The sequence below is a fragment of the Ezakiella coagulans genome (assembly GCF_003096635.1).
Classification (GTDB): domain Bacteria; phylum Bacillota; class Clostridia; order Tissierellales; family Peptoniphilaceae; genus Ezakiella; species Ezakiella coagulans.
The window spans coordinates 170,607-189,362 of record NZ_QEKV01000002.1; the positions used below are offsets into that span (position 1 = coordinate 170,607).

The 18,756-nt window shown below is 38.7% G+C and carries 19 protein-coding genes and 1 pseudogene; 19 read left to right on the forward strand and 1 reads right to left on the reverse strand.

Features of this window, described 5'->3' with window-relative positions:
- The first annotated feature begins 10 nt into the window (after positions 1-10).
- The 9 genes and pseudogenes from C7381_RS02240 to C7381_RS02275 all read left to right on the forward strand — a co-directional run bounded on the left by C7381_RS02240 (position 11) and on the right by C7381_RS02275 (position 7,651).
- Complete coding sequence (locus C7381_RS02240) at positions 11-1,180, forward strand: M20 metallopeptidase family protein (RefSeq protein ID WP_116479722.1); 1,170 nt, start codon at positions 11-13, stop codon at positions 1,178-1,180.
- Between the two features lie 196 nt (positions 1,181-1,376).
- A pseudogene (locus C7381_RS08830) lies at positions 1,377-1,577 on the forward strand (ArsR/SmtB family transcription factor); the annotation flags it as partial.
- Positions 1,578-1,757: a hypothetical protein gene (locus tag C7381_RS08835; RefSeq protein ID WP_425433151.1), complete on the forward strand. Its 180-nt coding sequence runs from the start codon at positions 1,578-1,580 to the stop codon at positions 1,755-1,757. It begins immediately after the preceding pseudogene.
- A gap of 112 nt (positions 1,758-1,869) precedes the next feature.
- A complete protein-coding gene (gene arsD, locus C7381_RS08680; protein ID WP_116479723.1) occupies positions 1,870-2,421 on the forward strand; it encodes an arsenite efflux transporter metallochaperone ArsD in 552 nt (183 codons plus the stop codon).
- 19 nt (positions 2,422-2,440) lie between these two features.
- Entirely contained in the window at positions 2,441-4,183 is a 1,743-nt protein-coding gene (arsA, locus tag C7381_RS02255; RefSeq protein WP_116479808.1) for an arsenical pump-driving ATPase, read from the forward strand.
- Between the two features lie 11 nt (positions 4,184-4,194).
- Positions 4,195-5,232 (forward strand): ACR3 family arsenite efflux transporter, encoded by a 1,038-nt coding sequence (arsB, locus tag C7381_RS02260; protein ID WP_116479724.1) that lies wholly within the window; start codon positions 4,195-4,197, stop codon positions 5,230-5,232.
- 115 nt (positions 5,233-5,347) lie between these two features.
- Positions 5,348-6,475, forward strand: a complete 1,128-nt coding sequence (locus C7381_RS02265; RefSeq protein ID WP_034544789.1) for an amidohydrolase — start codon at positions 5,348-5,350, stop codon at positions 6,473-6,475.
- The gene (locus tag C7381_RS02270) at positions 6,462-7,082 is read left to right on the forward strand and encodes an HAD family hydrolase (protein WP_116479725.1); all 621 of its coding nucleotides are present in this window, start codon (positions 6,462-6,464) and stop codon (positions 7,080-7,082) included. The genes C7381_RS02265 and C7381_RS02270 overlap by 14 nt, the downstream gene beginning before the upstream one ends.
- Positions 7,079-7,651 (forward strand): Maf family protein, encoded by a 573-nt coding sequence (locus tag C7381_RS02275; protein ID WP_116479726.1) that lies wholly within the window; start codon positions 7,079-7,081, stop codon positions 7,649-7,651. Before C7381_RS02270 ends, C7381_RS02275 begins: the two co-directional genes overlap by 4 nt.
- A 205-nt stretch (positions 7,652-7,856) precedes the next feature.
- Here the strand turns inward: C7381_RS02275 and C7381_RS02280 are convergent, their stop codons facing one another.
- Positions 7,857-8,258 carry a hypothetical protein gene (locus C7381_RS02280; RefSeq protein ID WP_116479727.1) on the reverse strand — a complete coding sequence of 134 codons (402 nt, stop codon included), beginning with the start codon at positions 8,256-8,258 and terminating at the stop codon, positions 7,857-7,859.
- Positions 8,259-9,138: 880 nt separating this feature from the next.
- Between C7381_RS02280 and C7381_RS02285 the strand changes: the two genes are divergently transcribed.
- From C7381_RS02285 to C7381_RS02330, 10 genes are all read left to right on the forward strand, one after another.
- The gene (locus tag C7381_RS02285) at positions 9,139-9,339 is read left to right on the forward strand and encodes a hypothetical protein (protein ID WP_133240918.1); all 201 of its coding nucleotides are present in this window, start codon (positions 9,139-9,141) and stop codon (positions 9,337-9,339) included.
- A 100-nt stretch (positions 9,340-9,439) separates the two neighbouring features.
- Positions 9,440-12,160, forward strand: a complete 2,721-nt coding sequence (secA, locus tag C7381_RS02290) for a preprotein translocase subunit SecA (RefSeq protein ID WP_116479729.1) — start codon at positions 9,440-9,442, stop codon at positions 12,158-12,160.
- Positions 12,160-13,276, forward strand: a protein-coding gene (gene prfB / locus C7381_RS02295; RefSeq protein WP_185117038.1) for a peptide chain release factor 2 whose coding sequence is annotated in 2 segments (ribosomal slippage) — positions 12,160-12,234 and positions 12,236-13,276 — 1,116 coding nt in all. Because the reading frame shifts where the segments join, the coding sequence is not laid out codon by codon here. The genes secA and prfB overlap by 1 nt, the downstream gene beginning before the upstream one ends.
- Positions 13,273-13,692 (forward strand): tRNA (adenosine(37)-N6)-threonylcarbamoyltransferase complex ATPase subunit type 1 TsaE, encoded by a 420-nt coding sequence (tsaE, locus tag C7381_RS02300; protein ID WP_034544799.1) that lies wholly within the window; start codon positions 13,273-13,275, stop codon positions 13,690-13,692. The genes prfB and tsaE overlap by 4 nt, the downstream gene beginning before the upstream one ends.
- Positions 13,692-14,351, forward strand: coding sequence for a tRNA (adenosine(37)-N6)-threonylcarbamoyltransferase complex dimerization subunit type 1 TsaB (tsaB, locus tag C7381_RS02305; protein ID WP_034544801.1), 660 nt, complete (start codon positions 13,692-13,694; stop codon positions 14,349-14,351). The genes tsaE and tsaB overlap by 1 nt, the downstream gene beginning before the upstream one ends.
- Positions 14,348-14,749: a ribosomal protein S18-alanine N-acetyltransferase gene (gene rimI / locus C7381_RS02310; protein WP_052085319.1), complete on the forward strand. Its 402-nt coding sequence runs from the start codon at positions 14,348-14,350 to the stop codon at positions 14,747-14,749. The genes tsaB and rimI overlap by 4 nt, the downstream gene beginning before the upstream one ends.
- Entirely contained in the window at positions 14,734-15,741 is a 1,008-nt protein-coding gene (tsaD, locus tag C7381_RS02315; protein ID WP_185117039.1) for a tRNA (adenosine(37)-N6)-threonylcarbamoyltransferase complex transferase subunit TsaD, read from the forward strand. The genes rimI and tsaD overlap by 16 nt, the downstream gene beginning before the upstream one ends.
- 8 nt (positions 15,742-15,749) lie before the next feature.
- Positions 15,750-16,274 (forward strand): VanZ family protein, encoded by a 525-nt coding sequence (locus C7381_RS02320; protein WP_116479730.1) that lies wholly within the window; start codon positions 15,750-15,752, stop codon positions 16,272-16,274.
- A gap of 211 nt (positions 16,275-16,485) precedes the next feature.
- A complete protein-coding gene (locus C7381_RS02325; protein ID WP_116479731.1) occupies positions 16,486-16,986 on the forward strand; it encodes a hypothetical protein in 501 nt (166 codons plus the stop codon).
- Positions 16,987-17,078: 92 nt separating this feature from the next.
- Positions 17,079-18,695 (forward strand): ABC transporter ATP-binding protein, encoded by a 1,617-nt coding sequence (locus C7381_RS02330; protein WP_116479732.1) that lies wholly within the window; start codon positions 17,079-17,081, stop codon positions 18,693-18,695.
- Positions 18,696-18,756: the final 61 nt, after the last annotated feature.

Here is an 18,756-nt window from a genome sequence, read left to right on the forward strand (position 1 = left end):
TGGAGGTATTATGACTAATTATTTTGAAAAAGCAAAAGAATATAAAGATCAATTAATTGAGAACAGAAGGAGTTTACACCAAATGCCTGAAACTGGGCTTTCACTTCCTAACACAAAAAAGTTTGTTATGGAAAAGCTAAAAGCATTGGGTCTTGAAGTTAAAGAACTTGGAGAATCAGGACTTTCTGTTTTAATCGAAGGTGAAAAGGGAGACGGCAAGTGCATTCTCGTGAGGGCGGATATGGACGCTCTGCCGATGAAGGAAGAAAGCGGTCTTCCGTTTTCGGCAACCGGTGACAAAGCACACACTTGCGGACACGATCTTCACGCAGCAATTGCTATTTCCGCAGCGGAGATGCTTATCAAAGAGAAAAAGAATTTTAAGGGAAAAGTAAAAATTATGTTCCAACCGGCAGAAGAAATTTTTGAAGGTTCGAAGATGATGATTGAAGAAGGTATTTTGGAAAATCCAAAAGTAGATGTGGCAATCGCTCTTCACACTGCACTTGATGAGGAACCGGGTTCGGTTGAATATAACGAAGGATATTTTACGACAAGCTGCGACAACTTTAAAATAAATATTAAAGGCAAAGGTGGGCACGGTGCGTATCCGCACACGACTATCGACCCGATAAATGCTGCTTTTAACATTTATCAAAATTTTATGGAACTTGTCGGAAGAGAAGCACCACCTCAAGAAACGGTCACTCTTACATTCGGAATGATGAGTGCCGGTTCAAATTCTAACATAATTCCTGAAACAGCTGAACTTCAAGGTACTCTTAGAACTTATAGTCCGGAAGTTAGAAAGAATTTAAAAGCACGTATGCAAGATATTGTCGATGGTGTGATGAAGACAACGAGAAGTGAAATAAATCTCGACTTTTTCGCAGGAGTTCCGAGTCTTTTATCGGATCCGAAGCTAACTGCAGAACTTGTAGGATATATTAAAAAAACAAATCCGGAATTAAAACTCATTCCGAATATGCAAATTATGGCGAGCGAAGATATGGCACTCGTTGCTGAAAGAGTTCCGACCACATATTTTATGCTCAATTCAAAAGTTGAAGGAAATAATTTCAGCCACCACAATCCGGGTGTCGAATTTAATGAAGATGCACTTCCAATTGGACTTGGTCTAATTGTAACCTCGGCAATAGATTGGCTAAATAACAATTAAAAAGATTTCAAAATATCTATGTTTGTGAGAACTCTCATAGATATTTTTTATATTTTCATCCGATTTATTAAAATTAATGATACGATTTTATAAAAAGGTATTGACGTTTTTAAAATTAGATGATATAATAACATATAGAAAGATTTCTATATGAGGTGAGATTTTGGATAAGGTATATAACGATACAGCGAAAATATTGAAAGTGTTGTCCGATCCGAAGCGTTTGCGCATCGTGGACATGCTTTCTTGCGGTGAGCTGTGTGCTTGTGAACTTTTGGAGGCGTTTCATATAACGCAACCTACTTTGTCTCACGACATGAAGCAGCTCGTGAATTTAAAATTGGTGAATTTTCGCAGAGAAGGAAAAAATGTTTATTATTGTCTGAATCAGTCCACTTTGAACAATTTGCAGAAAACTTTAGATATCATGTTCTCAGATAAACCGGATTGTATCTGTCACAAGATTTTAAACAACGGAAGAGAAGGTGATTCCAATTGCGATTGCTGTTGCGACGATGAAAGTGAATCGGATTGTGGTTGCGAAAGCGATAGAGACTGCAGTTGTGGGACAAAATAAGATTTACAATTATGTTTGAATTGTATTAATACGCCGATGCATATTTTGGCATCGGCTATAATTAAACATCACATATAGAAAATCTTCAATGTATTATAAAGGAGAGATTATTATGAGCAAGATGTGTATCTATGAACCTGCCCTATGTTGTGAAACGGGCCTTTGCGGAGTCAATGTGGACCCTGAACTTCTTCGTATTTCTACAGTTTTGAATACGTTAAAAAATGAAGGGGTAGAAATTGAAAGATTTAATTTAAACAGCGCACCAATGGAATTTGTCAAAAATAATATTGTCAACCAATATTTAAATGATAAGGGTGTCGAAGGTTTGCCTGTTGTGACTTTGGACGGAGAGATTGTAATAGAGGGAAGGTACCCTGCAAATGATGAGATATTGACTCTTTTAAATCTGCCGGCGGAAATGCTTCTTCCAAAAGGGGCGACATCATGTTGCAGCGGAGACGATGACGACACATGTTGCTGTGGAGACGATGACGACACATGTTGCAGCGGAGACGATGACGACACATGTTGGTGTGGAGATTACGATGACTCATGTTGCAGCGGAGACGATGACGACACTTGTTGCTGTGGAGACAGAAAGGATAAAGAAGTTTCAAAGAATGACAAAAAAGAAGGCGGATGCTCCTGTGGATGTTGTTAAGAAAAATGGGGGGACAAATATGTATGAACTTTTTATGCCTGACAAAAACCATTTGACAAAGTATCTTTTCTTTACCGGAAAAGGCGGTGTCGGAAAAACTTCAATTGCCTGTGCAACGGCTGTAAAGCTTGCGGATGAAGGAAAAAAAGTGCTTCTTATAAGCACTGATCCCGCATCCAATTTGCAGGATGTTTTTGATAAAAAGTTGGACAACAAGGGTGTTAAAATCGATGAAGTGAGCGGACTTACGGTTTTGAATCTCGATCCGATAGAGTCGGCAGGGGAATACAAAGAGAGTGTAATTTCGCCGTACAGAGGCAAGCTTCCTCAATCGGTTATTGCCAATATGGAGGAGCAGTTATCCGGCTCGTGCACTGTTGAAATTGCTGCATTTAATGAGTTTTCAAATTTCATCACCGACAGCGAAATTTCTGAAAAATATGACAATATTATTTTTGATACGGCTCCTACAGGGCACACTCTTAGAATGTTACAACTTCCGTCGGCATGGAGCGGTTTTATAAGTGAAAATACTCACGGTGCATCTTGTTTGGGACAACTTTCAGGGTTAGAGAGTAAAAAAGATATTTATAAAAAAGCTGTGGAAACTTTGAGTGATAAGAATCTCACGACACTTATTTTGGTTACAAGAGCCGAGAAAACTCCTATTAAGGAAGCAATGAGAGCATCTCAGGAGCTCGCACAGCTTGATATAAACAATCAGATGATGGTTATCAACGGTGTTTTAAAGGAGCCGACGGACGAGGTTTCCAAAAAGCTCTTTAATAAACAGCAAAACGCTTTAAAAGATATGCCGGAGCATTTGAGAAGTATGAAGACTTATATTGTGCCTTTAAGAGCGTACAATGTTGTAGGGATAGATAATATTCGTACATTATTTACAGACGACAAAATTTATGATGAGGTTGAAAAATCGGAAGTAGATAGATTGCCACATTTGAGAGAGGTAATTGACGATTTATATAAAAACGGCAGAAAAGTTATTTTCACTATGGGAAAGGGAGGCGTCGGAAAAACAACTGTTGCAGCCGCTATTGCAATGGGAATGGCAGAAAAAGGGGTGAAGGTAAATCTCGCAACAACAGACCCGGCGGCACATTTAAAATATGTTATAAGTGAAAATAAAAACATATCTATGAGCCGGATAGATGAAAAAGAAGAGTTGAAAAAATATCAGGAAGAGGTTTTATCGAAGGCTAGGGAAACGATGTCCGAAGATGATTTGGAATATATAAAAGAGGATTTGCGTTCGCCTTGCACACAGGAAATTGCAGTATTCCGCGCTTTTGCGGAAATTGTGGACGAATGTGATGATAAGGTCGTAGTTATAGACACCGCGCCTACAGGACATACGCTTCTTCTGTTGGACTCATCCCAAAGCTATCACAAAGAAGTTCAACGAACACAGGGAGGAAATACTCCGGAATCGGTCAAGAATCTTTTACCGAGATTGCGTTCGGAGGAAACCGAAGTTGTAATAGTAACACTTGCCGAGGCAACGCCTGTGTATGAAGCGCTACGTTTGGAGGACGATTTAAAGAGAGCGAACATCCCTGTAAAATGGTGGATAATAAATTCTTCACTTTATAAAGCAAACTCGACAGACAAGTTGCTTGCGGCAAAAGGAAATGAGGAAGTCAAGTGGATAAAGAAAGTTGAAGAACATTCCAATGGAAATTTTGCTGTAATTGAGTGGAAAGCAGATGAAATAAAAGGCGAAAAACTTAAAGAATTATTTTAAAGGAGAAGTAAATGGAGGAAAATAAAAAAATAACTGCATTTCAAAGACATCTATCGCTTTGGGTGCTTTTGTGTATGGCGGTCGGGATTTTAATAGGTAGATTTCTGCCTGGCGTTACGGAGTTTTTAGGTAAGTTTGAAATTTCAAATATATCGATTCCGATTGCAGTTTTAATTTGGATTATGATTTATCCGATGATGATAAAAGTGGACTTTAATAGCGTAAAAGAAGTGGGTAAAAATCCAAAAGGTTTGTATTTGACTTGGATTGTAAACTGGCTTATAAAGCCATTTACGATGTATGGAATAGTATATTTCTTTCTGTTTGTGATTTTTAAAAACTATATTTCTCCGGACCTTGCAAGAGAGTATCTGGCGGGGGCGGTTCTTTTAGGGGCGGCTCCATGTACTGCTATGGTTTTTGTCTGGAGTGCACTCACAAACGGAAACCCGGCTTATACTGTTGTGCAGGTGGCAACAAATAACTTAATAATACTTGTCGCTTTTGTGCCGATTGTAAAATTTTTACTGGGGGTTTCAAATGTAAGTGTGCCTTATAGTACTCTCTTTTTGAGCGTTTTTCTGTTTGTTGTAATTCCACTTGCGGGTGGAATTGTGACAAGGATGACGGTTCTAAAAAAACGCGGCAAAGAATACTTCGAAAGCGAATTTGTTCATAAATTTGACGGAATTACGACTGTGGGACTTTTATTAACGTTGGTTTTGATTTTTGCATCACAGGCGGAAGTGATTCTTTCAAATCCGCTTCATATCGTTCTTATAGCGATTCCTTTGATAATACAGACATTTTTCATTTTCTTTGTTTCTTTCGGAGTTGCAAAGTCAATACGTTTACCGTTTGATATTGCAGCACCGGCGGGAATGATTGGCGCATCGAATTTTTTTGAGCTGGCGGTTGCGGTTGCAATTGCACTTTTCGGAACGACAAGTCCTGCAGCACTTGCGACAACTGTCGGAGTTTTAACGGAAGTGCCGGTGATGCTGACTCTAGTAAAAATTGCAAATAATTCAAGATATAAATTTGAATGATATTATAAAATATCCGGAATAATATTTCCGGGTATTTTTTTGTTGTCTTATTTTTTTAAGTTTCATTTGTAGTTTTATATAAAAAATATTATAATATAAAGAGGAGGAGAAAAATATGTATTTAAAAAATGGAAAATATTTGACAAGAGACGGAATTTTAAAAGATAATCCGGGAATCTTGGTGGAAGACGGAAAAATAAAATCAATCGGAGAAAGTTCGGACAAAGATGTAATTGACTGCACAGGGAAAATTATTTTTCCAGGATTTGTTGAAGCACACTGTCACACAGGTCTTGATGAACAAGACATCGGGTATGAAGGACAGGACTACAATGAAGCAAGCGAACCTATTCAAGCGGATTGTCGCGGTCTTGACGGAATAAATCCTTTCGAATCAGGTATAAAGGATGCAATGGAAGGTGGAGTTACAACTTTCAACGCCGGACCGGGTTCGGCAAATGTTATTGGTGGAACTTTCTGCTGTTTGAAATCATTTGGATCATCAGTCGATGAAATGGTTATAAAAAAAGACAGTGCAATGAAAATTGCATTCGGTGAAAATCCAAAGAGATTTTACGGTCAGTCTCAAAAGAAAAGCCCTTATACAAGAATGAAAATCGCTTCACTTTTGAGAGAATATATAAACAAAGCTATTGAATATGGAAAGGACAAGGAACACAAATTCGATTTGGGACTTGAAGCATTCCAAAAAGTTATAAATCATGAAATCCCTCTAAAGGCACACTGCCACAGAGCGGACGACATTGCAACTGCTATAAGAATTGCAAAAGAATTCGGCCTTGGTCTCACGCTCGACCACGTGACGGAAGGACATAAAATTGTGGATTTGATTAAAAATTCAGGATTTAGCTGTATAGTTGGACCGAGTTTCGGCGGCAGAAGTAAAGTCGAGCTTAAGGATAAATGTTTTGAAACAGCAGGCATTTTGGCAAATGCAGGAGTTAAAGTCGCAATTATGACAGACTCGACGGTTATACCGCTCCAAAACCTTACAATGTGCGCAATGCTTGCATACAGACACGGCATGAAAAAAGAAGATGCATATAAAGCAATCACGATTAACGCTGCGGAAATAATTGGAGTTGAAGACAGAGTCGGCTCGATTGAAGAAGGAAAAGATGCGGACTTTGCAATTTTCAATGAAGATTTTATGGAATCCACAAACGCAAGATGCGTAAAGACAATAATAGACGGAAAGGTGAGATTTAGTGAAGAAGTATAAGAATCTCATCTTCGATTGCGACGGTACGCTCCTCGATTCAAACGAAGCGACGGTCGGTGCATTCGATGCATTTGCAAGGCTTATGATCAATCGCGGTTTGACGGAAAAAGAAACTGACGATATTTTCCACGCTTCTTCCGAACAGTCTGTCATAAATCTTGGAATTCCGACGACTACTGCAAATATGCTTAAACTGCAGGAACTTTTTGATGCGAACAGCGGGAGTATAAAGTTTTTTGACGGCGTTGAAGATGTGCTTGCGATTTTGAAGGACAAGAATATAAATATGGGCGTTGCGACAAACAGAAGTGAGGGCGAAACTCTGATTGCGATGAATGCGAATGGAATCGGAAAATATATCGACAAATTCACATGCAGAGACTACGGTGAAAATCCTAAACCATCAGGCGACATGCTGAAATATTATTTAAAAAAGTACAATCTTAAAAAAGATGAAACGCTCATGCTCGGAAACGCAATTGCGGACCATTTGGCAGCGATTGACGCCGGAATTGACTATGCATATTGCATGTGGGGCACGAACCTCAAGCACGACGCCGAAGCGATTGAAATTGAAAAACCGGAGGAGATTTTAAAACTGGTATGATTATTTTAGGCAGCTCATCTCCGAGAAGAAAAGATATTTTGGACATGATGGGCGTAAAATTTAAAGTTGTAAAACCGATTGTCGACGAGGATAGCATCCGGGCGAAGTTCGATATAAAAAACGGCGACGACAAAAATGAACTCGTCAAGGAACTCTCGTTTTCTAAATTAAAATCGATTGAAAAGGATTTTTCAAGTGACACAATTTTATGTGCAGACACACTTGTATTTTTGGGAAATGAAGCTCTTGGAAAACCGAAAAATCACGAAGATGCTAAGAGAATGCTCCGAGAACTGCTCGGAAAAACTCACGAGGTTATCACCGGAGTTTCGATAAAAAAAGACGGAGAAGTGAGAACATTTTCCGTGGAGACCAAGGTAAAATTTAGAGAAAATTCGGAGCTTATTTCGAGACTCATCGAGGAGTATGTCGAGAGTGGAGAAAGCGACGGAAAAGCCGGAGCATACGGAATTCAGGACAGCGGTGCACTCTTTGTCGACTCGATCGACGGGGACTACTACAATGTTGTGGGTCTTCCGATTGATGCGGTTTTGGGTGTTTTGAAATAATTTAAGATAGAATATTGGGCAACTGATTTATTGTCGGGATTTTTGGAAAATCTCGGGAATATTTTCGGTTGCTTTTTGTTTGGGGGAGTTTATTTGGATTTATATAAAAAGTGATTAACCAATAGTTAATTTCAACTAAAGGTTAATCACTTTTAGATAATCCTATATTGTCTTAAATTTTTCATTAAGAGAACGATATTCTACATTAATTCCATAAAAATTCCAACTCACCTGTTGCTTCTTCAAATTTTAGAATCAAATAGTATCGACATTTTTTATCAACATTTATAGTAGCATTTGGCATATTAGAATTCAGGTGTAACAATATTTTTTTGTTATTATCCCATATTTCTGCCATTACAAGCCCATTTTCAACTATACTGTTTAAGCAAAAATCATAACTGCGATTTTCCTTAAACTTAAGTATTTTTTTTATATAGCCATTGCAGGATACAAATTTTATCCTACATCGTTTCTTATTTCTAAACGAAGCAATAAACAATTTAGCTGTTTTCCTACTTATAATTAAATACCCCTTAATCCACAAAGTATAAAATAATATTATTAAAAAAGTCATAAGTAATATAAATATAAATAAGTAATCCATACTATAGTCTCCCTCTTTTTAGATTATTTTTTATAACAAGTGGAAATGTTTAATTCTTTTAAGATAGTTGTATAATCTCTTTACAGCGAATATTTGATGTGTTCCCCAAAAATTGGACACATTTATACACTTATCCTTAAGCATGCTTTCTACTAGACGGATAAATTTTTGAATTCGAGTGTCAAGAGTTGCGAAGCCTTTGACATGAGTAAATTCGAAAATTTATAATTCCGTGGCTTTTTAGCAAATGTTGTTAGTTTTGTTTTCTCCCTTAGATACAATTCTACTAGATTATTTTGTTCTTGTAAAGTCAATTTGTTTCTTTTGTTTGAGTACATGAATGCATCGGGTTCATAGTTGTTGTAGGTTTTAATCCAGTCTTAAAGGGTAGATTTTGGTATGTTGTTTCTTTTGACAAATTTTGAGAGTGAGACTTTTGAGTTTAGGTGTTCTTTTACTTTTGTTTTTTGTTTCTTTTGTGTAGTTCATTTCTCCTCCTTTTTTGTCCGATTTTTGGGGACTGTCCAACACACCAAGGGGGATATATTATATTTATGTTTTTAAATGGTTAATTAAAAAAAATGAGTGTAGTAGAATAAGAGAACCGAAAAATAGAATAGAAAAGTGAAAAAAGAATAATGGAGAAGTGAAAAAGAATAATAGAGTAGTTAAAATGCATCTGAATTTGTGTGTGTAAAATTTTAATTAATAGTTAGATTTATTTTTGCATAGCAATTGAGTTAAAAATATTGTACTTGTAAAAAAGTCCGAAATGCATTTAAAATCAAAAAAAGTTATTATTGTCTTTTGTGAAGAATGATGTCTTTTTATCAATTCTGTTTTGGATTTATACAAAGACGGAGAAAAATATTTAAAAGCAATGCAAAATTATGCAAGCGCTATGCAAACGATATGCAAGTACTATGCAAAACGATGCCAAGCAAAGAAAAGAAAAGCAAAGCAAAGAAAAGAAAAACAAAGCAAAGAAAAGAAAAACAAACAAAATAAAAACAAACAAAATAAAATATTCCCACATTTTTCTAATTTGACATTTCTCGGGATATATATTTCTAGAGTTTGATTAATTTGTGTGTTTGTTTTTGTTTATGATATGTAATCTGCATCAATTGATATATTGTTTATAAAATGTTATAATATGGCTATATGAAAGGAAGATTATTATGGGTTTATTTGAAAAAATTTTTGGCACTCCGTCCGCAAAAGAATTAAAAAAGATTGAGCCGATTGTGGATGAGGTTATGAGCCTTGAAGATAAATATAAAGCACTTTCCGACGAGGATTTGAAAAATAAGACGCTCGAGTTTAAGGAGCTTTTGAACGGCGGAAAGACGCTTGATGATATTCTCCCTGAAGCATTTGCAGCTATAAGAGAGGCGGATTATCGTGTTTTGAAGATGCGCCCTTTCAGAGTACAAGTAATAGGGGGAATGGTTTTACACCAAGGAAAGATTGCGGAAATGAAGACCGGGGAAGGAAAGACTTTGGTTGCGACTTTGCCGGCATATTTAAATGCACTTTCAGGAAAAGGAGTACACATTGTCACGGTCAACGATTACCTTGCAAAGCGTGACAGAAATTGGATGGGCAAGGTTTTTGAATTTATGGGGTTAAAAGTCGGCGTTATCGTTAACGGAATGGATAATGTCGAAAGAAGAGACGCATATGATGCGGATATAACTTATGGGACAAACAATGAGTTCGGATTTGACTATTTGAGAGATAATATGGTCATTTACAAGGGCAATATGGTTCAAAGGGGTCAAAATTTTGCAATCGTTGACGAAGTCGACTCGATTTTGATCGACGAAGCAAGAACACCGCTCATTATAAGTGGTCAATCTGACAAGCCGACAGATCTTTATGAAAAGGCAAAGGCTTTTGCAAGTACTGCAACGTTCAGGTATTTGGACCCGAATGAAAAGCCAATCAGTCCGCTTGATTTCGACAAGGATATGCCGGAAGAAACGGTGGATTATGTCATTGATGAAAAGGGAAATTCCGTTTCACTTACAGAGCTTGGGACAAGAGATGCTGAAAAGTTTTTCGGAGTTGAAAATCTTGCGGATATCGACAATATTGAAATTATGCACCACATTAATATTGCTTTAAAAGCTAAGGCGCTTATGAAAAAGGACAAGGATTATGTAGTAAAAGATGGCGAAGTTCTTATTGTTGACGAGTTCACCGGACGTATTATGTACGGTAGAAGATACAGCGACGGGCTTCACCAAGCGATTGAAGCAAAGGAAGGTTTGGATGTTAGAAATGAGTCGATGACTCTTGCAACGATCACTTTCCAAAACTATTTCCGTATGTATGAAAAGCTTTCAGGTATGACGGGTACTGCGATGACTGAAGAAAGTGAATTTAGAGAAATTTACGATATGGAAGTCATTGAAATTCCGACAAATAAGCCTGTTCAAAGAATAGATTACGACGATGAAATTTATGCAACAATTGCGGGCAAAGATACGGCGATTGTTCGTGACATAAAGGAATGTTTTGAAAAGGGACAACCGGTTCTTGTCGGTACTATAACAATTGAGGACTCTGAGCATTTGTCACGACTTTTAAAGAAAGAAAGAATTCCGCACAGAGTTTTGAATGCGAAGTTCCATGAAAAGGAAGCGGAAATTGTCGCACAAGCAGGACGTCTCGGTGCGGTTACAATTGCAACGAATATGGCAGGTCGTGGTACGGATATTATGCTCGGCGGAAATCCTGAACACATGGCAATGAACGATATTAGACGCGAAGTGGAAGATGAAACTCTTCTTCCAAATATCGAAGGTCATGAAAACACTGATGATCCGGCACTTTTGGCATACAGAAAGAAATATCACGATTTAGTTGAAAAATATAAAGAAGAAATCAAAGAAGAAAAGCAAAAGGTTATGGAAGCCGGCGGTCTTCACATTATCGGTACGCAAAGACACGAAAGTAGACGTATTGACAATCAGTTAAGAGGTCGTGCAGGTCGTCAAGGAGACCCGGGTTCATCGAAGTTCTACATTTCAACTGAGGATGATTTGATGAGACTTTTCGGCGGTGAAATGCTTAAAAATCTAATTCAAAAATACGGCGAAGGCGATGATGTGCCACTTAAACACAAGCTCATCACAAAGAGAATTGAAACGGCTCAAAGAAACGTTGAAGCTAACAACTTCAGAACACGTAAGCACGTTTTACAATACGACGATGTTATGAATCAACAAAGAAACATTATTTACGGAGAAAGAAAGAAGTTGCTTGATGAAGATAATATCAAGTCACAAATTCTTGATATGATTGATTCGGAAATCGACTTCATTGTGGATTCCGCTGCTGTTGATTTTGATAAGACTGCAGAGTGGAACGCACCGGCTGCTGCTCTTGAGCTCGAAAGAGTTTTTGGAGTTGTCCCGAAAGAAGCTGACACGCCGAATGCAATGAAAGAAGAAGTTAAGGATTTGATTCTTGACGAATACAAGAGACGCGAAGATGAATTTGGCGAAGAAAACATCAGAAATATCGAAAGAATTCTCCTTTTGAGAGTTGTTGACGAAAAGTGGATGGACCAAATCGATGCTATGGATCAGCTTAAAACCGGTATCGGACTTAGAGCATATGGTCAAAAGGACCCGGTTCAAGCTTACCAAATTGAAGGTTCACAAATGTTTGAAGATATGAACAGAGAAATCCGTTCAGATTTTTTGAGATTTTTATTCCACGTTGAAGATCCTGAAAAAGTTGAAAAGAAAAGAATGTCAAAAAATATCAAAGAAGGTGCTTCTGACAAGCAACAAACTATTAAGCGCCAAGCTCCTAAGGTTGGAAGAAACGATCCATGTCCATGTGGAAGCGGTAAGAAGTACAAAAATTGTTGCGGGAGGAATGAATAATGGAAGTGACTAGAGACGTTTATCACCAGATAGACGAGCTTATAGAAAAAGTCCAAGAAATCGGGGTGTCTCTTTGACCCTCAAAAAAAGAAAGATGAGTTAAATGAGCTTAAAAAGAAGAGTTTGGAGTCGGGTTTGTGGGACAAGCCGGAGGAAGCCACTCTTCTTATGAAAAAGATAAATGACATAGAGTCGGAGTTAAACGACTACAATTCTCTCTTAAAGGAACTTCGGGAGCTTCGATTTATGGTCGAGCTCTCCGAAGAATACGGGGATGAAAAAGAGTATTCTATTGAGCTGAAAAAGCTCAAAAATCTCGAGAGGAGAGTTGTTGACTACAGCTACAGCCAAATGCTTACGGGTGAATACGACACGGGAGATGCAGTCGTTCAAATTCACTCGGGGGCGGGCGGACTTGAAGCACAAGACTGGGCGGAAATGCTCTATAGGATGTATCAACGATGGTCGCAAAGAAAGGGATTCAAGCTTAATATATACGACATTTTAAAGGATACCGAGGCCGGCATAAAGAGTGTTACTTTTGCGGTTCAAGGGCGAAATGCGTATGGATATTTGAAAGCGGAAAAAGGCGTGCACAGACTTGTTCGAATCAGTCCGTTTGACACTGCACGAAAAAGACACACGAGTTTTGCAAGTGTGGATGTAATTCCGTCGCTTGATGACGATATCGAGGTTTCGATAAATGAAAACGATCTTGAAATTGACACCTATCGCTCGAGCGGTGCAGGCGGTCAAAGCGTCAACACTACTGACTCTGCGGTTCGAATAAAACATATTCCGACTGGCATTGTGGTTTCCTGTCAAAACGAAAGGAGCCAACTCAAAAACAAGGAAGTCGCTCTTAAAATTTTGAAGGGAAAACTCATAGCTTTGAAAGAGGAAGAACGCAAGGAAAAGATTGAGGACCTTGCCGGGAACTATTCGAAAATCGAGTGGGGCAGCCAAATCAGGAGTTATGTTTTTCATCCGTATAAGATGGTCAAGGACCACCGAACAAACTTTGAGGTCGGCGATGTTTCATCGGTTATGGACGGTGAGATTGACGAGTTTATAAGAGCGTATTTGCTCTACAGGAAAAAGGAAGGCGCAAATTGAAATTCGAATTAAAAAGCTTAGACGATACAACTTCAATTGCGAAGAAAATAGCGGAGATTTTAGAATCGGGCGACGTCGTTTTTTTGGAAGGCGACTTGGGAACGGGGAAGACCACTTTTGTGAATGAAATCGCAAAAATTTACGGCACCCTTGCAAAGAGCCCGACTTTTTCGCTTGTAAATCTTTATGACGGCGAAAAAAGAATTTCGCACATCGACCTTTACAGACTTGAAACAATCGACGAAGCATATAACATAGGCATCGAAGAAATTCTTGACGACGACACGATTAAGTTTATTGAGTGGCCAGAAATTTTGGGTGATGAGCCGTTCGATTTAAAGCTCACTTTCAAATACGAAGATGGAAAACGAGTGCTATATCTCGAAGGAGATGCATTAAAAAGAGGAGATTTTTAATGGACAAGGTTTTACTTAATTTACTTACGGGAACGGCATCCACAGGAGTTTCCATTACAAAAGGCGACGAGACTCTGATTTCGATTTCAATCGAGACGGGCATTCGCCAATCGGAAACTATTTTTAAAATGATCAAGGATGCCTTTTCGTATGTAGACTTGACAATTAAAGATATTGACGCGGTTTCAACTTTGAAGGGACCGGGCTCTTTTACGGGGCTCAGAGTGGGTCTTGCCGCCGCAAAGGCAATCGCTTTTGCCGTTAATGTACCGATTGTGCTTGTGGACACGATGGACGCGATTTTTCATGAAGCGAATTATGAAAAAGACGTTCTCACGATTATGGATGCAAGGCGCGACAGAGTTTATTTAAAAAAGCACTACGGCGACGAAAGAGCAGACGAGATTTCGGAAGTTGCTGCAATAGAGCCGAGGGAAAACACAGTTGTCGTCGGAGAAAATGCACTTAAATATAAAGATATTTTTACGGAAAAAGGATATACATTCATTCCGAAAAAAGATGTTTACTTAACAATAAAGGGTCTCACCGAAGCAGCACTTCGAGTGAGTGAGGACGACTATGTTGACAGCCTTGAATCGAGACTCGATTATCTAAAAAAGGACAGCGATGTCGTCACTGTGAAAAAAGAAAAGCTATGAATCTGAGAACACTCGAAAAAAATGATGTTCATTGGGTGGGAAAAATCGCTTCTGAAATTTTTCACACAGACGACGTGGAATCGTTTTTTAAAAACGAAAACTACAAAATCATCGGCATCGAAAACGTGGCATTTGCGATATTTCAATTTGTCGCAGGTGAGGCGGAAATAATTTATATAGCCGTTCGTGATGAGTTCAGACGGCAGGGCATCGGCGGAAAGATGCTCGAGTATTTTATCGAGAATTTTAAGCCGGAGAGTATTTTTTTGGAAGTCAGAGATTCAAATATAAATGCTCAAAAAATGTATAAAAAATACAATTTTAAAAATATAGGAATGCGAAAAGGCTACTATGAAGGGGGAGAGAACGCTCTTTTGATGGAGTGGAAGATATGTTAACATTAGCAATTGAAACGAGCTGCGATGACACAAGCATTGCGGTTGTCGAAAAACCGAATAAAGTTCTTTCAAATGTCGTGCAGAGCCAAATCGACACGCACCTGAAATACGGAGGAGTTGTGCCGGAAATCGCTTCGAGAATGCACATCGATGCAATTGAAATCTGTTTAAAAGAAGCACTTCTTCGCGCGGACAAAACGCTCGAGGACATTGATCTCATATCCGTGACACAAGGACCGGGGCTCATCGGGAGTCTTCTTGTCGGTGTTTCGTTTGCAAAGGCGCTTGGCGTCGCAACGGGGATTCCGGTTGTCGGAGTAAACCACATGAAGGGGCATATCGCTTCGAACTATATCTCAAATCCGGATTTAAAACCGCCGTATATCGCACTTGTCGTGAGCGGTGGACACACATATATCATAGACGTTGTCGACTACGACGAGTTTCATAAAATTGGCGAGACAAAAGACGATGCGACGGGCGAGAGCTTCGACAAAGTTGCACGCGTCATGGGAATCGGTTATCCGGGCGGAGCGGAGCTTGAAAAACTTGCGAAAGACGGCGAGGATGTTCTCGATTTTCCGCGAGTTTATCTTTCTAAAGACTCATTCGACTTTTCGTTTTCGGGACTGAAAACTGCGGTCATAAATTATATCAACACAGAAAACATGAAAGGAAATCCGATAAAGCGTGAAGACGTTGCAAGGAGTTTCCAGGAAGCGGTGATTGACGTCATCGTGGACAAGGTCATTAGAGCGGCAAAGATGAAAAACAGAAAGACCATCGCAATCTCGGGCGGCGTTTCAAACAACAAAGCCATCAGAGACAGCATACAAAAAGCGGGCGAGGAATTTCAGATAAAAGTTTTGACGCCGGAAGCAAAATACACGGGAGACAACGCTGCAATGATTGGAGTTGCAGGCTTTATACAATACGAAAAATACGGCGAATCGCCAATTGATTTTGTCGCCGACCCGAATATGGGATTGTAGGAGGAATTATGCAGAAGAAACCTTATAAAATAATGACACTTATTGTGCTTGCAATTTATTCGATTCTTATTTTCAGTTTTCTCTCTTTGAAAATTGGGAACTGGTTCGTTGAAAAGAGCGACAATGAGATAGTTGTAAATTCGGAAAAAGAAGAGGGGGAAAGCTTCTCGGAATATGCGAAACGCGTGACGAATCTCGTGCCGTTTAGAACTATTAAAGGCTATATCACACGCCTTAAAAATAAAGACATACTTCCGATTTATGCATTCCAATTTTTTGTTTTAAACCTCATGGCGGCGTTTCCGTACGGACTGCTTTTGCCGGTTGCGTTTAAAAAACTGAGAAATTTTTGGGGAACGGTCGGGTGCGTTTTTGTTATAGCGGCGATGAAAGAAATTTTTAAACTGTTTATTACCGTCGGTAGATGCGACATTGACGCCGTCATTTTAAACGTTGTGGGCGGAATGTTCGGATTTATGATATTCATGCTCATCTACAAAAATCCAAGTATAAAAGAAGAAATTACTGACTAGAGCTGTCCGAAAAGACAGCTTTTTTGTTTGCGTTTTTTAAAAGACATATAAGTAGATTGCGCGCTTTAAAAAATTTAACATAATTTCAACATTTGATGGGTAATATGTATTTGAAATTTCGGGAGGGGTGTGATACCATATATATAGATAAGTGAAACAAAAATCACAATCAAAACACATGCAAACTACATATTAAACAAAGGAGGTTATTATGTACAAAAAATTTAGCTATTTTACAAAAAAGGGAAGATTCGGAAGAATTATTTGGACTGCGGCAGTTCTTTTAATCGTGAGTCTTTTCATGGGCTCGGGCGCAATGAAAAGCATCTACGAAAGGGACCCAAAAAAACTTGAAAGCACGATGAGCATATTAAAAGTCATCGTCGGACTCCACGCAATCTGGTTCGGTTATCTCGGATTTTACGACTTCTTCAACTTTTATTTTTCGGTCAAGAAAAAAATCAGCGGACTCGTACAAATCATTTTCGGAATTGCTGTAATTCTTCAAGTTTATTTCGCAACGCTCTCGATATTTGATTTAATCGGACTTTCAAATATGCCGGACATCCACAACTTGAGCACATTTGAAGGCTTGAACAATTTTAAATTCGTATTTCTGTCACTCGCTTTTTCAATCGTAACATATTTTATAAGAAGCCATGTTGAAAAGGGAGAATACGATTTAAGAACGACAATTGATGCAAGAATGTAAAAATTAATGAGCTGCATTGACGGCTCATTTTTTTGTGCAAATTTGCAAAGGGGGGGGAATGTGCTATAATATTTATATACAAGGAGGGCAAGATGGTTAAAAAATACAGAAAACTTTTGGGTTACATAGGACCTTTTAGAAAAAGGCGATTTTGGCTCGTAGTGCTTTGCGCAGCTTCGATTTTAATCGGCTCTATAATGCCGTTTTTCATCGGAAAGCTCGTAAATATGGTCACAGTGAGTGCACCTATCGCGGACATTTTAAAATTCGGAGCACTTTTGATCATAATCGGACTTTTGGATGCGACTTTAAACTCGACACAAAACTACATATGGCATATGTACAGCACGGAGTATTTGAACTATTTCAGAACGATTATGCTGCAAGCAGCGCTAAAAAAGAATGTAAAATTTTTCAAAGAGAACGACGAGGATTTCACCAACAGAATTTTGCACGACACGTCGATTCTTTCGTACGACATTTCAATCGGTTTTCCGATGCTCATTTTAAACGTGCTGAGAATTGGGATTGTCGTGGTTTTGATGTTTTATATGAGTCCGATACTCACGATTTTACCTCTTTTGATCGTTCCGATATACACGTTCACATTCCATAGAATCGACAAAAAAATAAGAACGGCATCGAACAAAGAGAGACAACTTTTTACAAGAGTTTCCGAAACCGTAAAGGAATATCTGAACGGAGTTTTGCAGATAAAAATCAACGGCAAGGAAAAATTTTTCCTCGACAATTTTAAAAACACAATAAATGAATACACGGACTCGGCAAAGGATATAAAAAAATACACCGCAATAAGCTACGGCGTGGGCGGATTTACAAAGGCGCTCCTTCCGATAGTTGTGCTCATTTCGGGTGCAATTTTAATTATAAAGGGACAACTCACACTCGGCTATCTCTTTGCGTTTTATTCATATCTCGACTTTTTGTACGAGCCGATGACGAATCTTTCGGATTGGTACACGGGCATAAACGTCAGTCTCGGGATGAGCGACAGAGTTTTGAGTTTTCTTGAGGACGATATGGAAGAAGAAACCGGAGAGAAGATTCGCGGTATAAATTCAATCGAGTTTAAGGACGTTTCTTTTTCGTATGATTCCCAAAAGCCGGTTCTTAATAGTGTGAATTTCAAATTTGAAAAAGGCGACATCGTCGGCATCATTGGTCCGTCGGGCTCGGGCAAGTCGACGATTATAGACATAATCCTGAAAATTTGGGACACATATACCGGAGAGGTCATTGTGAACGACACGGAGCTCAGAAAAATCAATCGCTCAAGCTACTATGACAATCTTTCGCTTGTTGAGCAGGAGCCTTTTATTTTCAGAGATACAATTCTTCGAAATATTCAATTTGACAATGAAGTTGTCGCCGAAAATGTTTTGAGTGAGAGCGAGCTTTCAAATCTCGTCGAGAAAAAAGACGGGAAGCTCGATCACGAGCTTACAACGAACGGAGCAAATTTAAGTGGTGGGGAAAAACAAAGAATCGCACTTGCACGCGCTCTTTACAGCGACAAGGACTTAATCATACTTGACGAGTTTACGTCGGCACTCGACAATGAAACCGAGGATAAAATTGTGCAAAATATAAAAAAACTCGGCGACGAAGGCAAGATTGTAATCATCATAACGCACAGAAAAAGCCCGCTTTCAATAACGAACAAGATAATCGATTTGGAAAAGTTTTAGCCGAACGATTTAAACACAAATCAATACAAAAAAATAAAGCTGTCCAAACGGGCAGCTTTTT

Coding starts and splice junctions, on each gene's coding strand:
- C7381_RS02285 (WP_133240918.1), top strand. CDS start 9,139: ATGCAAAATTATGCAAGCGCTATGCAAACGATATGCAAGTACTATGCA.
- rimI (WP_052085319.1), top strand. CDS start 14,348: ATGAATCTGAGAACACTCGAAAAAAATGATGTTCATTGGGTGGGAAAA.
- C7381_RS02325 (WP_116479731.1), top strand. CDS start 16,486: ATGTACAAAAAATTTAGCTATTTTACAAAAAAGGGAAGATTCGGAAGA.
- C7381_RS02275 (WP_116479726.1), top strand. CDS start 7,079: ATGATTATTTTAGGCAGCTCATCTCCGAGAAGAAAAGATATTTTGGAC.
- C7381_RS02330 (WP_116479732.1), top strand. CDS start 17,079: ATGGTTAAAAAATACAGAAAACTTTTGGGTTACATAGGACCTTTTAGA.
- C7381_RS02280 (WP_116479727.1), bottom strand. CDS start 8,258: ATGGATTACTTATTTATATTTATATTACTTATGACTTTTTTAATAATA.
- arsA (WP_116479808.1), top strand. CDS start 2,441: ATGTATGAACTTTTTATGCCTGACAAAAACCATTTGACAAAGTATCTT.
- secA (WP_116479729.1), top strand. CDS start 9,440: ATGGGTTTATTTGAAAAAATTTTTGGCACTCCGTCCGCAAAAGAATTA.
- arsD (WP_116479723.1), top strand. CDS start 1,870: ATGAGCAAGATGTGTATCTATGAACCTGCCCTATGTTGTGAAACGGGC.
- C7381_RS02265 (WP_034544789.1), top strand. CDS start 5,348: ATGTATTTAAAAAATGGAAAATATTTGACAAGAGACGGAATTTTAAAA.
- arsB (WP_116479724.1), top strand. CDS start 4,195: ATGGAGGAAAATAAAAAAATAACTGCATTTCAAAGACATCTATCGCTT.
- tsaB (WP_034544801.1), top strand. CDS start 13,692: ATGGACAAGGTTTTACTTAATTTACTTACGGGAACGGCATCCACAGGA.
- C7381_RS02320 (WP_116479730.1), top strand. CDS start 15,750: ATGCAGAAGAAACCTTATAAAATAATGACACTTATTGTGCTTGCAATT.
- C7381_RS02240 (WP_116479722.1), top strand. CDS start 11: ATGACTAATTATTTTGAAAAAGCAAAAGAATATAAAGATCAATTAATT.